The 14,209-nt window shown below is 39.0% G+C and carries 16 protein-coding genes and 1 other annotated feature; of the genes, 12 read left to right on the plus strand and 4 right to left on the minus strand.

All coding sequences use genetic code 11. The features are described from left to right. A partial coding sequence (locus tag AC1DSB_RS05445) for an MFS transporter (RefSeq protein ID WP_477586026.1) occupies positions 1-751 on the minus strand: 751 nt, incomplete at its 3' end. 282 nt (positions 752-1,033) lie between these two features. Then, positions 1,034-1,302: a binding site (T-box leader), on the plus strand. Between the two features lie 49 nt (positions 1,303-1,351). On the opposite strand from AC1DSB_RS05445, the gene metG reads away from it, so the two are divergent. Then, positions 1,352-2,983, plus strand: coding sequence for a methionine--tRNA ligase (metG, locus tag AC1DSB_RS05450; RefSeq protein WP_477531670.1), 1,632 nt, complete (start codon positions 1,352-1,354; stop codon positions 2,981-2,983). Positions 2,984-3,602: 619 nt separating this feature from the next. Here the strand turns inward: metG and AC1DSB_RS05455 are convergent. Beyond that, the gene (locus AC1DSB_RS05455) at positions 3,603-4,457 is read right to left on the minus strand and encodes a VOC family protein (protein ID WP_477531669.1); all 855 of its coding nucleotides are present in this window, start codon (positions 4,455-4,457) and stop codon (positions 3,603-3,605) included. 168 nt (positions 4,458-4,625) lie between these two features. Between AC1DSB_RS05455 and AC1DSB_RS05460 the strand changes: the two genes are divergently transcribed. The 9 genes from AC1DSB_RS05460 to AC1DSB_RS05500 all read left to right on the plus strand — a co-directional run bounded on the left by AC1DSB_RS05460 (position 4,626) and on the right by AC1DSB_RS05500 (position 11,243). Further along, on the plus strand, positions 4,626-4,877 hold the full coding sequence (locus tag AC1DSB_RS05460) for a hypothetical protein (RefSeq protein ID WP_477531668.1): 252 nt from the start codon (positions 4,626-4,628) through the stop codon (positions 4,875-4,877). A gap of 115 nt (positions 4,878-4,992) precedes the next feature. After that, the gene (locus AC1DSB_RS05465; protein ID WP_477531667.1) at positions 4,993-5,403 is read left to right on the plus strand and encodes a MarR family winged helix-turn-helix transcriptional regulator; all 411 of its coding nucleotides are present in this window, start codon (positions 4,993-4,995) and stop codon (positions 5,401-5,403) included. Beyond that, positions 5,396-6,562: an MFS transporter gene (locus AC1DSB_RS05470; protein WP_477531666.1), complete on the plus strand. Its 1,167-nt coding sequence runs from the start codon at positions 5,396-5,398 to the stop codon at positions 6,560-6,562. Before AC1DSB_RS05465 ends, AC1DSB_RS05470 begins: the two co-directional genes overlap by 8 nt. 215 nt (positions 6,563-6,777) lie before the next feature. Continuing rightward, a complete protein-coding gene (locus AC1DSB_RS05475; RefSeq protein ID WP_477531665.1) occupies positions 6,778-7,392 on the plus strand; it encodes a PH domain-containing protein in 615 nt (204 codons plus the stop codon). Between the two features lie 121 nt (positions 7,393-7,513). Next, positions 7,514-8,188, plus strand: a complete 675-nt coding sequence (locus AC1DSB_RS05480; RefSeq protein WP_477531695.1) for an SOS response-associated peptidase — start codon at positions 7,514-7,516, stop codon at positions 8,186-8,188. Positions 8,189-8,207: 19 nt separating this feature from the next. Beyond that, positions 8,208-8,948: an ABC transporter ATP-binding protein gene (locus AC1DSB_RS05485; protein ID WP_477531664.1), complete on the plus strand. Its 741-nt coding sequence runs from the start codon at positions 8,208-8,210 to the stop codon at positions 8,946-8,948. Then, positions 8,926-9,948 carry an ABC transporter permease gene (locus AC1DSB_RS05490; protein WP_477531663.1) on the plus strand — a complete coding sequence of 341 codons (1,023 nt, stop codon included), beginning with the start codon at positions 8,926-8,928 and terminating at the stop codon, positions 9,946-9,948. Before AC1DSB_RS05485 ends, AC1DSB_RS05490 begins: the two co-directional genes overlap by 23 nt. A gap of 11 nt (positions 9,949-9,959) precedes the next feature. Next, on the plus strand, positions 9,960-10,472 hold the full coding sequence (locus tag AC1DSB_RS05495; RefSeq protein ID WP_477531662.1) for a GNAT family N-acetyltransferase: 513 nt from the start codon (positions 9,960-9,962) through the stop codon (positions 10,470-10,472). 237 nt (positions 10,473-10,709) lie between these two features. Then, complete coding sequence (locus tag AC1DSB_RS05500) at positions 10,710-11,243, plus strand: GNAT family N-acetyltransferase (protein WP_477532273.1); 534 nt, start codon at positions 10,710-10,712, stop codon at positions 11,241-11,243. On the opposite strand, the gene AC1DSB_RS05505 is transcribed toward AC1DSB_RS05500, so the two are convergent. Beyond that, the gene (locus AC1DSB_RS05505; RefSeq protein WP_477532272.1) at positions 11,236-11,874 is read right to left on the minus strand and encodes a phosphatase PAP2 family protein; all 639 of its coding nucleotides are present in this window, start codon (positions 11,872-11,874) and stop codon (positions 11,236-11,238) included. The two genes, AC1DSB_RS05500 and AC1DSB_RS05505, sit on opposite strands and share 8 nt — an antisense overlap. 104 nt (positions 11,875-11,978) lie before the next feature. Here AC1DSB_RS05505 and AC1DSB_RS05510 point away from each other — a divergent pair, with 104 nt between their 5' ends. Continuing rightward, a complete protein-coding gene (locus tag AC1DSB_RS05510; protein ID WP_477532271.1) occupies positions 11,979-12,485 on the plus strand; it encodes a hypothetical protein in 507 nt (168 codons plus the stop codon). A 55-nt stretch (positions 12,486-12,540) separates the two neighbouring features. Here the strand turns inward: AC1DSB_RS05510 and AC1DSB_RS05515 are convergent, their stop codons facing one another. Further along, the gene (locus tag AC1DSB_RS05515; protein WP_477532270.1) at positions 12,541-13,569 is read right to left on the minus strand and encodes an ion channel; all 1,029 of its coding nucleotides are present in this window, start codon (positions 13,567-13,569) and stop codon (positions 12,541-12,543) included. A gap of 152 nt (positions 13,570-13,721) precedes the next feature. Between AC1DSB_RS05515 and AC1DSB_RS05520 the strand changes: the two genes are divergently transcribed. After that, entirely contained in the window at positions 13,722-14,171 is a 450-nt protein-coding gene (locus tag AC1DSB_RS05520; RefSeq protein WP_016428481.1) for a YaiI/YqxD family protein, read from the plus strand. The last annotated feature ends 38 nt before the right edge of the window (positions 14,172-14,209 follow it).

A 14,209-nucleotide genomic window follows, 5' to 3' on the forward strand; every position in this document is an offset into this window, starting at 1 on the left:
GTTCGGATGCTTTCGTTTCTGCCCATAAGAAGACAATCAAAAACACAATGAAAATCCCGAATAATGTGTAGCTTTGCCATGAACTCCAGGCAAATTCTTTGCCGGCGAGCTCTAGTCCAAACATTAGGCTGACAACAGCTGTTATCAAGGTGATGGCGCCAAGCCAATCAATCTTAAGTTTCGTATTTTGCTTCGTTTCTTTGTAGAATTTCAGAATCAGAAATAGAGATACAATTCCGATTGGCACATTCACATAAAACACCCAGTGCCAGCTGATTGTGTCGGTAATAAAGGCTCCAAGTAACGGACCGAGTACACTGGAAGCACCGAATACACCTCCCAATAATCCTGTCATTTTTCCACGTTTTTCAGGAGGGAAGATATCAAAGACAATTGTAAAAGCAATCGGCATCAATGCGCCTCCGCCGATCCCTTGAATAGCTCTGTATACAGCCAACTGAGGGACAGATTGTGCGATTCCACATAAAGCAGAACCAATCAGGAAAATTGCCAGTCCAAAGACGAAGAACCGTTTGCGTCCATACATATCGGATAATTTCCCGAAAATCGGCATCCCTGCCAAGACGGCTACAGCATATGCTGATGTAATCCATACGTAGCTCTCGACTCCACCTAAGTCTGCCAATATCGACCCAAGTGCAGTGGCAACAATCGTATTGTCCATCGCAGCCATCAAAATCGCTAAAAGCAAGCCTGATACGACCAGGCGTAAATTTCTTTGTTCTATCATGTTAATTGCTCCTCTTATGTAAAAAATATGAAAAATCTGTGATGGAAAAAGTATAACAATAGTGTCACTAAAAAAGAAACTTTCACTAATAAAAGATTATTAATGGAATAAATGGGTGAAACCGATTAAATTACGTTTTATGCCGATTAAATATTAGATGAAGCCGATTATATCGTGATTCATGCCGAACAAAAAATAATCAATGCCGATTAACCCGTTCGCTCAATAAAATTAATATTGCATTTTATTTCCAATTTCACTATAATCATTTCAATCATATATGAAACGGCGATGACGAGGAAAAGTAGTGGGACGATGTTATATAGAGAGCTTCTGTTGGTGGAAATGAAGCAAACTAGTCTTACGAAAATGATCTCTGAGCTTTGCACTGAAAATCTGATGATGAGTAGGCTGCAACAAGAATTGACACTTGTTACAAATGTCTGAGTATACCGGCATGATTTTTTGCTGCGTACTTATGAAGGCAAATGGCGTGAGCTCTTTGTAAACTAAGGTGGTACCACGGGGGATTTTTCAACCTCGTCCTTATCGATAAGATAAGGGCGGGGTTTTTTGTATGCAATCAAAGGGGGAGTCACAATGAATGTTTTTATTGGGGGAGCATGGCCATATGCCAACGGGTCGTTGCATCTAGGTCATGTTGCGGCTTTATTGCCAGGAGATATTTTGGCAAGGTATTACCGTCAAAAAGGGGAACATGTCTTATATGTATCAGGCAGTGATTGTAACGGTACACCGATTTCCATTCGGGCTAAACAGGAAGGGCTATCCATTGAGGAGATCGCCAATCGTTTTCATCAGGAATTTGAAGAAAGCTTTTTAAAACTGGGCTTTAGTTATGATAGGTATTCAAGAACGGATCATCCACAGCATCATGAAGTCGTTCAGCAAATATTCCTGAAGCTACTTGAAAATGGCTATATTGATAAACGGGAGATCGAACAAACTTACTGCGATGTCGACAGACAGTTTTTACCCGATCGTTATGTAGAAGGAATTTGTCCAAACTGCGGGCAACCATCACGCGGGGATCAATGTGATCATTGCTCAGCCATTCTTGACCCTTTGGATTTACTTGAGCGGAAGTGCAAAATCTGTGGCAATGAACCGACCACCAAGACAACGGAACACTTCTATTTTTCTTTAAGTTCATTTCAGAATGAGCTGGAGAACAGAGTGGCAATTGCGAAGCAAAACAAGCAATGGCGTGAGAATGCCATCCATCTAACCGAACGCTATTTGAAAGAAGGCTTGCATGACCGTGCTGTCTCGAGAGATTTGTTGAATGGAGTAAGCGTTCCTGTAAAAGGTTATGAGGAGAAGAAAATCTATGTCTGGATTGAGGCGGTTTCGGGTTACTATTCCTCCAGTCAGCGCTGGGCAAACGAAACAAATCAAAGTGATGAAGCATTTTGGGATAAAGAAACCATTTCCTATTATGTTCATGGGAAAGATAATATTCCGTTTCATTCGCTCATTTGGCCATCCATTCTATCGGGGATTGGAAAAGGTGTTCACCCAACCCACATTATCTCGAACGAGTATTTAACATTGGAAAAGAAAAAATTGTCGACGAGCAAGAATTGGGCCGTATGGGTACCTGAAATACTGGAAAGCTACAATCCCGATTCTATCCGTTATTTTTTGACGGCGAATGCACCAGAAAACAGAGATGCTGACTTTTCGTGGCGAGAGTTTATTTTAAGTCATAATTCCGAGCTTCTTGGTGCTTATGGTAATTTAGTGAATCGTACATTGAAATTTATCGACAAGTCTTTCGAAGGTCATATTTCAGGGGAAATAGATACGATCATCAAGGCAAAGGTGTCGTCGAAATACGATGAAGTCGGGCTACTCATTGAAAACGGACGTTTTAAACAAGCGATTGAAGTCATCTTTGAAACAATCCGCTTTGGAAACAAATACTTCGACGCCCAGCAACCGTGGAAAACCATTCATGAAAAACGGGAAGCCTGTCAAAACGTTCTGCTTACTTGTGTGCATATCATTTCTAACTGCACTCAACTGTTAGCGCCATTTCTGCCGTTTTCCAGTGAAAAAGTTAATGAAATGTTACAATTGGCTCCATTTTCATGGCTGCCAATTGAAAAAGTAGCTTGTCAAGTTTTCCAAGTAAGTCCTTTATTTGAACGAATTGATGTGAATCTGATCGAAGAAGAGTTAGAGAAGCTTAGATTAATCGCGAAATGAGTAAAAGAGATGGTGAATTCCACAATGGAATCACCATCTCTTTTAAATTGTACAATAATCCCACTGTAAATCATTTAAAGAGCAATTTGATTACATAGAGAGCTAGAATTCTTCAAGAGTATCAGTGTATTTTCATGAAAACTTACTATTGTTAATAACCGTATCCAGGGTATCCATATCCTGGGTAATAAGGATAGTAAGGATAATAAGGATAAAATGGATAATACGGATAAAACGGATAGTACGGATAAAACGGATACCTTGGGAATCTTCGGGGTCTTGGGAAACTCGGGAAACTTTGTCGTGAACGTTCATCTCTTCCGAATGGCATAACCATTTAACTACACTCCTCATTATAAAAATCTCTCTAATTTATGCAAGTTTGAAATGAATGTTTAGGTAATGGAACTCTCAAATTTGATTGTTCAAGTAATTCATTGACTTTTAATATGGAATTAATTGTCTCATCCAGATGAGACAATTTGTGTATGATGATTTTTATGGATTTTGTGATATTATTTTGATCATAGACAAAAAGCCAAACATATTCGGAAGTTTTCCGTTAAGGTTTGGCTTTTTGTTGTATCTTATCGACTTGTTTCTCTATTTGGGACTTTAATTATGCGATAAACAATTGAACTTCAATACCGGATGGATCTATCGCACTTACATAATCACTTTGTACTGAAACGGTTGCACCAATTTCTTTTAATTGTGCAACAACTTTTTGTCTTGCTTCTTCACTTGGATAAACGATTGAAAAACTTTTCATTCCAAGTGTTTGTTCCGTGCGTTTAATCGAACTAGGGTGTCCCCATGTATTAAGAGCAATATGATGATGGTAGCCGTTTGAAGATATGAACAATGCTTGTGTTCCATAACGACACACAACATCGAATTCTAATCCTTTTACATAAAACGTTTCTGCTTCATCGAGATCTGCGACACGGAGGTGAACGTGACCCATAACGGTACCTTCAGGCATGCCATTGAATGGTGTCTGCTCTGCACTTGCCACAAGACTCTGAATATCAAGTGGATCGATGGTCATTTCAACCATGTCACGTTGCCATTTCCACATATCAGGGCTACGGTCGTAATAGAGCTCAATGCCGTTTCCATCTATATCATTCAAGTAAAGCGCTTCGCTCACCATGTGATCGGACGCTCCGCTAAACGGATAACCGGTGCTGCGAATATGATTGAAAACGATTCCTAGGTCTTTCTTGGAAGGCAGTAGCAAGGCCATATGGTACAGTCCTGCAGCGTTTGCGGGGTGGTTGCTGACTTCTATAGGTTGTTCAATTGTTAAGATAGCATCTTGTCCGTTAGTGGTAAAACTGACAATTGATTTTGTTTGATCCAAAATACGAAGTCCCACTATGTTTTCGTAAAAAATGGTAGAGCGAGATAAGTCTGCTACTTGTAAATGGACATGCTTTGTATAAGTGGTTGGATGTTGATGGAATGTCATAATCATTCTCCTTTTTGGTTACATTTCAAAAGTTGGTTACTTTATGTAAGTTAGTTTAAGGGAGTTAGCGGCATATGTCAACACTTACATATTTTCGAATAAACTTTCCTTCAGTAGTCAAGACTTACATCAAATAGAAATGCCTCCAATGTAAAGGGAAGTGATCGGATGAAAATATGGAAACGTGCACGGAAAGTGGTTGAAAATAGCAAGATGAAATCACCGTCCCCCGCACCATCTGGGAAGAATCCACTGATCGTCCCGTTGGCAGCTATCAAAAAAGATCTGACAGATATTGATGATGCCGTTTTCAAAGACTTTCATACAAAAGAAGGTCTTGTCACTGTAGTCTATTTGAGTTCACTGATCAATCCATTGGTTTTACATAAAGCAATTATCCTCCCATTAGCATTGAAGTAAAGTTAAAAACTGAAACCTGCGAACTGCAGGTTTTTTTCTTTACTCTTTTTATTTAAAATTATATACTAGAATAGTAAAGTAGTTACCTAGGTAAATAATTAGAAAAGAGATGACGATGAAGAATTTAGTGTTTCACGAAATGCATCAGAAGGCACGATTGTCAAATAAGGAAGTAAACGAAGCGTTAAAAGATTATGGATTATATAGCGCCCAGTGGTCCATTCTGTTTTGCCTGAATCGATTCGGTATCATGACTCAGACTGAAATTTGGCAGTATTTAAATGTCGAAGCTCCAACTGTAACGAGAACTTTGGTGAAGTTGGAACAACGGAACTTCATCATCCGTAAGGAAGGCAAAGACAAAAGGGAGAGAATTGTCGAGTTGACAGATGAAGCAAAGTCTTTGATTCCAAAAATTGAAGGAAAAATTGCGGAAGTTGAAGGTAGATTGTTGCAGTCATTGTCAGACGATGAAGTAAATGAACTGACCCGACTGTTAAAGAAATTAGGTAAGGATTATGAATAAACAATCAAATAAATCATCCATTTGGACAAAAAGCTTCATCAACATTGCCGTCAGTAACTTTTTCATATTTGTGGTGTTTTATGCATTGTTAACGTTAATGCCCATGTATGCTCTCGATCTGCCAGGAGGAACCGTTTCCCAAGCAGGGCTTGTCACGACCATCTTCCTGTTGTCTGTCATTCTCGTCCGGCCTTTTTCTGGACTGATCCTCGAGAAGTTCGGTAGAAAACGCATGTTGGGATTAAGTATGCTTGCATTTGCAGTTTCTACCTTTTCCTATATATTGACGGAAGACATCAATTCGCTACTTATTTTACGATTTATACACGGCGTTTCATTCAGCATAGCCACAACAGTGACGTTGTCGATTGCAGCGGATATTGTTCCTCCTGAGCGAAGAGGAGAAGGACTTGGCTACTTTGGCATGTCGATGAACTTGGCAGTTGTCGTTGGTCCGTTTATTGCCTTGACCCTTCAACCGCTTATTTCGTATCATTCCATATTTTTGATATTTGGTGTGATTATGATTGTTGGTTGGCTTTGTGGGGTTTTTGTTAAAGATACCGTTCAAGAAGTTCAGCCTAGTGCTAAACGTAAACTAAGTTGGTCTGATTTATTTGAACGCAAGGCACTTGCAATTTCGTCTGTAGGGATATTCGTTTCGTTTGCATATGCGAGTATCATGTCATTCATCTCGTTATATGCACAGTCAATCGGGTTAATTGAAACAGCCAGTTACTTCTTTCTAGTCTTTGCAGCAGCAATGCTCATTTCACGACCTATCACAGGAAGACTGTTTGATACAATGGGACCGAATATCGTCATCATTCCCTCGATACTGATTTTTGCAGCAGGCTTGTTTGTCCTCAGTTTGGCTTCGTCTGCCTGGCTGTTACTACTGGCAGGTGCGTTGATCGGTTTGGGTTACGGTACGTTATTGCCGAGTTTCCAAACGCTTGCCATTCAGGCATCGCCGAACCGAAGAAGTGCTTATGCAACTGCCACATTCTTTACGCTTTTTGATACAGGCATTGCAGTAGGGTCCTTTGTGCTTGGCATTGCCGTAGCGTATATGGGATATGCAAACTTGTATATGGCACTTGGTGGTTTCGTCGTACTTATTGTCTTTTACTATAAGTGGATTATGAAAGAAAAGTAATCCAACACCATTTTCGAATATCCACGAAATTATCCACATTTTCTTTGGTTACTCTGTTAAATAATGTTGTTGGTGGGGAAACTGCGTAGGACCTTTGCTCCTGCGGTTACTCGTCGCAAAGATAAGGACCAAATACCTTTGGTCCATATCTTTGAAACCTTCAGCGAATTATTTCGTATGTATAAGAGAAGTCTAGATTGTCGGGAGGAATACACTTGTTTAAAAAATTAGCAGCAGATGCACTTGGTTTATCTGATATTGGAATTGTCGTACCGAAAGCGGATTTTGATAAAACGGAGTCTGATGATTTTCTTATGCATGAATCGGGTGAAGAAATCTTCTTCCTGATTAAGACAAAAGCAGACGAGTACTGTTTTACAAACAAAGCGCTGATTCATGTGGATGGAGCAAATGCCATCAGCAAGAAACGCACACTCAAACGTTATGATTATGCGTACCATCCGATTACAAATGTTACCTTGGAAACAGCAGGAACAATTGATTTGGACGTGGAAATTAAATTTACCATCGGCAGCATCCCTATGACAGTGGATATCCATAAACGCTTTTTGGCGGAAATTAAAGATTTGTATAAAGTGTTGTTTGCGATTTCCGTTGAAGTAAAAGAAAACGAGAAAAAGTACGCCATTGCAGAAAACAGTTTGTCTTACGCATCCCAGTCGATGGGGCGCATTGGAAATGATGAAGTAACGCCTGCTCAATCGTTTGAAGAAATCACCCGTTTCGCACATGACTGGATGCAGGAAAATCGCTCCAAATACGCAAAAAAAGATTTTACAGATACATTTGAGCTGTTTATCAATCAATAAATCTTTAACAATACAAACCGTCCATCTCTCGGCTGAGAAAGGGCGGTTTTTGTTTGTGTGAATAAAGGAAATCAATTAATTGTAGCGAATTGATTCTAAAAGAAAGGGTGTGGAAGTAAATATGTGTGGACGTTACAGTTTGTTTGCTGAATTTCGAATCATTGAAGAACGTTTTGGTGAAGCCACTTTTGATGAAGAAGATTATGAAGAAAGCTACAATATTGCACCTTCCCAAATGGTCCTTTCCGTGATAAATGATGGTAAGAAAAACCGTTTGGGCTTTTTAAAGTGGGGGCTCGTTCCACCATGGGCAAATGACCCGAAAATCGCTTTTAAAATGATTAATGCCAGAGCGGAAACTGTACATGAAAAACCAAGTTTTCGTGAAGCTTTCAAGAAGAGAAGATGCCTAATTGTAGCAGACTCATTTTATGAATGGAAACGTACGGAAGAACGCAAAATTCCGATGCGCATTAAAATGAAAAACGATGATCTCTTTGCGATGGCAGGACTATGGGAGTCTTGGAAAGACGCAAAAGGCAACCTTGTTCACACATGCACCATTCTTACAACCGAAGCGAATGAATTGATGTCATCCTTTCATGATCGGATGCCAGTCATTCTTAAACAAGAAGATGAACAAAAGTGGTTAAATCCAAATTTGAATCATGTGGATGAGTTGAGACCGTTTTTAATTCCATTGGAAAATGGCTTGCTCGAAGCATATGAAGTGTCTGACAAAGTGAACTCTCCCAAAAATAATGCACCAGAGTTGATTGAAAAAGTAACGGGTTAAAAAGGAGATGTGGTAAAGGATGCCGATTTTACATGTTGCCAATGTAAGCAAGACTTACGGGAAGCATCAAATCCTGTCGAACGTGAATTTCTCTGCGGATACGGGTCAAATCCTTGGCCTTATTGGACCTTCAGGTTCTGGCAAAACAACATTAATAAAACTCATCATGGGAATGGAGTTACCATCAACTGGAACGGTAGAAGTGCTTTCAAAAAAAGTTCCGAATCTGGACCTGCTCCAGAAAATTGGATACATGGCACAATCGGATGCGCTTTATCAAGATTTGACTGGCTTAGAAAATTTGTCATTTTTTGCGTCCATGTTTTTGATGAATAAGAACGAACAAAAAGACCGGATTGCTTATGTGACACGCATTGTTCAACTCGAAAATTCCATTCAGAAGAAAGTTTTAACTTATTCTGGTGGCATGAAACGTCGACTCTCCCTAGCAATCGCACTTATTCAAAACCCTGAGATTTTGATACTTGATGAGCCTACAGTAGGTATTGATCCAGAGCTAAGAAAATCCATTTGGCAGGAACTTGACCGGTTGAAGAATGATGAACAAAAGACGATTGTTGTAACGACTCATGTCATGGATGAAGCAGAGAAGTGTGACGAGCTCACCATGATAAGAGAAGGGAAAGTCATTACAACAGGATCACCACAAGCATTGAAAGAGGCTTATCAAGTCGGTAATTTGGAAGATGTCTTTTTAAAAGCGGGAGGGGTATCAGATGCGCATCAGGGCCCTCGTTAACCGAATTGTATTACAGCTAGTTCGTGATAAACGGACACTGGCTCTCCTATTTATGGCACCCTTACTGATTTTAACGCTTATGCATTTTTTGTTTACTAGCAATGATGTACCTTCCAGGCTAGGTGTGGAAGGTGTATCCAGCGAAATGATAGAGCAATGGAAGAGTAATGAGTTAGAGTTGATTTCTTTTCCAAAGACAAATGATATTAAGAAAACAATTATAGATAATGAATTGGATGGGTACCTTGTTTTTAATGGGGAAACAATGACATTGACAGTTGAAAATACAGATCCTTCCCGTTCGAAAATGTTGAGAGCAAAAATTCAACAAGCTTTGTTCGGCAATTTAGCTGGAACGTCAGAAATAGAAACGAAATATGTATATGGAAGTGAAAACACTTCTTTCTTTGACGTATTAAGCCCTATTTTAGTTGGGTTTTTTGTGTTTTTCTTCGTGTTTTTAATTTCGGGAATAGGTCTGCTACGCGAAAGAATGACAGGAACACTCGAACGGTTATTATCTACCCCGATTCAAAGATGGGAAATTGTCTTTGGCTATTTGATAGGGTATGGATTATTTGCCATCATACAAACGATCATCGTCGTTACGTATGCCGTAAATGTTTTGGACATGGTTTTGGTCGGTTCAATTTGGCATGTACTTGTGATAAATGGGTTAATTGCGCTCGTTGCACTAAGTTTGGGGATTCTACTTTCATCATTTGCATCTTCTGAATTCCAAATGATTCAATTTATCCCTCTAGTGATTGTTCCTCAAGTGTTTTTCACGGGAATTATTCCTGTCGATGGAATGCCTGAATGGCTGCAAGGTTTATCTAAAGTGATGCCGATTTCGTATGGTGCAGACGCGTTAAAGAGTATAATGTATAAAGGGTATGGTTTAAGTGACGTGAAATTGGACGTATTGGTACTTCTTGGTTTTGCAATTGTATTTATACTGCTTAATATTGTGGCTCTTAAAAAGTACCGTAAAAATTAGAGGTGAATTGCGTGAAAATAGTAGAAACAGAAAGACTCATACTTCGTCATTTAAATGAAGATGATGCGGAGTTTATAGTAGAACTCATGAATGAACCAGACTGGATAAAATATATCGGTGATAGAGGTATTCGCACGGCAGAAGGTGCGAAGGAATACATCGTGGAGGGACCGATGACCATGTATAAAGAGCATGGAATTGGTTTGTACTTAATTGAAATGAAAGAAAATGAAACACCAATCGGGATTTGTGGACTCCTTCATCGTGATTTCTTGAGAGATGTGGATCTTGGATTTGCGGTACTCTCAAAATATTGGGGTAAAGGCTACGCATACGAAGCGGCAGAAGCTACCTTAACTTATGGTGCAGAAGATTTAGGGTATCGCCGAATCGTTGGATTTACATCACTCGATAATGAAAAATCTTCAAACCTTCTACAAAAGCTGGGAATGAAAGATGAAGGCACGATAAAATACGCGTCTACTTCAGAAGATGTCCGGTTATTTGCAAAAGAATATCAATAATACTGATGGCTTTAATAAACGGTATGGTTGGTTATCATTCATTTGCGCTTGCCGCACTTTCCACGTGAGCCAACAGGCACAGATTCTTAACAAAAAAAAGCTTGAAACGAGCCATCACAGCCCGTTTCAAGCTTTTTTAGTTATACTCTTGGAAACAAGATGTTTGAGAAAAAGGGATTGTGGTGTTAGAGGTAGAAGTTAGTATAGAGTGAAGTTTAAAGAAAATAGGTGAATAGAATGCAAATTCGAACTGAAACGAAAAATGACTATAAACATGTATTCAATCTGAATTACACGGCTTTTGGAAATAGAGACGATGAAGCAAAGCTTGTGGAACGCATTCGTTTTTCAGATGGCTTCATTCCGGAATTATCGATAGTGGCAGATGATCAAGATGAAATAGTTGGCCATCTACTATTAAGTAAGGCGAAAATTATCAATGAAAATGGCGAAAAAGAGGTAGTCGTCCTAGCACCTGTGGCTGTTTTGCCAGAATTTCAGAAAAAAGGCATTGGCATCAAATTGATTGAAGAAGGATTAAAAAGAGCGAAAGACCTGGACTATGGGCTGGTCTTACTCATTGGACACCCAGCCTATTATCCGAAGTTTGGTTTTCAACCGGCTAGAGCTCATGGATTGGAATTGACACAATATCAAGTGCCTGATGACGTTTTCATGGTTTGCGAACTGAAAGATAGAGAACTTGAAAACACCGTTGGAGAATTACATTATCCAAAAGCGTTTTTTGGTGCGACATCTCAAATTAATTAAGCTTAACGAGCGCAACATGATAACTCCATATGGCAATTGTTAGCCAACAGCCACCTGCAAAATAGCCAGCTAGAACATCACTTGGATAATGGACGCCTAAATAGATTCGGCTTATCCCAATCATAAGAATCATGAAAGTACTGAAAGATAACAGAAGAAATCGACCGATACGAGATGGAATATGACGCCACAAAATAAACGTTAGGATTCCATATATACATATTGCATTTGTTGCATGTCCGCTTGGAAAACTGTACCCACCAATTTCAATAAGGCGATGTAAATCTGGTCGTTCTCTTTTGAAAAGTAGTTTTATTACGCGAAAAAGATAGTGGGAACCGAGCAGGACGACAATGAATAGAAGGAGTTCTGCCCGAAATTTTAAAAAGAAATAAAAGATAATGAAAATGATAAAAGCAATAATGTTAATGGAAGTTCCTGATCCAATATTTGTGAAAAAAAGCATCATATTCGTCGAGAAAGGAGTTTCGAAACTTTGAATGAAAGTGGCAATGGGGCTGTCAAATTGTTCAATTTGTTTTTGTTCGACCATGAATGCAATTAAGCTAAAACCAAGCGCAGTGAAGCAACTTAACAATAAAAATAGCTTATCATTAGGCTTTTTAACCAATGTTTCAACAACTCCATGCTTGTAGTTATATATGGTGATAATTTATTTACATTACCTCCAAAATTTAGCAGAAACTTGTATACTTTAAAGTAGGGGGAATAAATATGAAAAAATTCTTATTGGCAGGCAGCTTACTAATGTTAGCTGGATGCTCGAATAGCTTAGATACATCACAATTAACTGAATCAAAAGAAAGTGAAGACGGATTCATCAAGTTTTACAGCGCACCTTCAGTGGACGTGGCCATTGATGCTTTACCCTATGAAGTCAATTTGCCCGAGAAATTGCCATTCAAAACTGTGGGATTCAAATCTTTAGGAATTACGGATATCGGTGGAAAGGGTCAAAATCCGGATGCACAATTTATGGCTTCAGATAAGCAAGATAATAACCTGCTGCTTTCTACTACAACGGGTAACATAGATTATCCAGATAGCAATCCGGAAGAAATCACTTTGAATAATGGCTATCAAGCTCAATATAGCTTACCCAATCAACTTGACGTAATTGTCAAAGATGTTACGTATTCATATACTTTAAATATGTCAGAGCTGAATGAGAATGAATTGAAGGATGAGTTGTTGAAATTAGCGGAACAACTAGCTGAATAAGCAAAGTAGAAAAAGCCATTCTGCGATAGAATGGCCTTACTTGTTTATTTAATTCTCACTGCCCACTTTTCGAAATAATAGATTGATAGGTTGATTCATCACAAATGACCGTAAGAACTGCATCAGATGGAATGTGTTCCTGTAAACGACGATTAATGTCCATTTTCTGACGGTCGGCAATCAATGTTGCGCCATGTACTAATAATGCATGAAATGCGTCCCCATATGTCTTCCATTCAGAGCGTGTCGGGACTTCAAACAAATCCTCGCCCACAGTGCGACTAATCAGTTGTGTCACGATATTCCCAACATTTTGATGTAAAGCAGAGCGAACGGCTAGTAGAGAAATGGTTTCCTGGGACAAAATAAACTCATCCACTTTGACATGTGAGAAGTTGGCGAGTTGTTTCTCCGTCATCACTTCAACTGTCGTATGCACATTTGAAGCTAGACGTTCACAAGTAATAGCAATCGTCAATGTCTTGGCATCTCGCAAAGACGCGACTTGGATGTTTTCATCAGCAAAAATGATGACAGACTTGGCTTTCGTGATATTCGCCTGAACAAATGGTCCTTCTTCAGATGGATCACCTTGTACATAATGGACACGATCCATGGTGACATCTGTAGGAGATGTAGGAAGAGTATCAATTATGACAATTTCCACCGAAGGATCAGATGAAAGAATTTCCTTAAGGGCCATTTCAGTTTTCTTTCCCCACCCGACAATGATGATGTGATGTTCATGTGTATAAGACAACTTACCTTCCTCCTTGCGTCTTCTGAATATGGAAAACGCATCTACTATTTTCCCGATAACAACACCGAGTAATCCAATTCCCAATAAGTACATAATGACTGTAAATAATTTTCCTACTCCCGTAACTGGTGAATAATCACCGTAGCCTACAGTAGCAAAGGTGGTCATTACAAAGTAAAATGATGTTAACAATCCTTCAAACGTATCAGGTTCCAACAAGTAAATCGTCACCGTACAAAATACAATAAAGAGTAGTGCTGCAAATAATAAAGTTAAGTTCTTCATGCGGACTAGACTTAATCCAACTTTCAAAAAAAAATGCATGTAACTATCTCCAATCGCCAGAATCTGTAAGCTTAAGTTTACACGTTTTTATTTGCATGTGCTAGATAACGAACATGATTTGGTTGATTAATGGAAAGCTAAGCAAAGGACATTGACGGAAATTTGTTTTGAAGTGGAGGGAAATGTGAAAAATGATCAACATATTAGTTGATGCAGATGGATGTCCAGTAGTAGATAGCACGATTCAAATCGCTAAACGATATGAAATGCCTGTCACTTTATTCTGCGATACAGCACACAATATGCAACGTGAAGGTGCCAAAACAGTGATGGTATCAAAAGGCATGGATGCTGTGGATTTTGTGCTCGTCAATCGTGTTAAACCTGGAGATATTGTTATTACACAGGATTACGGTTTGGCTGCAATGGTATTAGCCAAACGAGGACTAGTGATGGATCAAAATGGTCGCGAGTATACGAATGAAAATATAGATCAGCTATTGGATAGTCGTCATATTGCCAAGAAAATTCGCCAGGCAGGTGGTCGAATGAAAGGGCCAAAAAAGAGAAGGAAAGAAGATAATGAGAGTTTTGAACGTAGGTTTAATGAATTAATTCTTCAGCAATTAAATAGAAATTAATTTTTCGCAACTCATAGATTAACGATTATTACGCATAC

Source organism: Paenisporosarcina sp. P4_E4_2 (genome assembly GCF_056401595.1).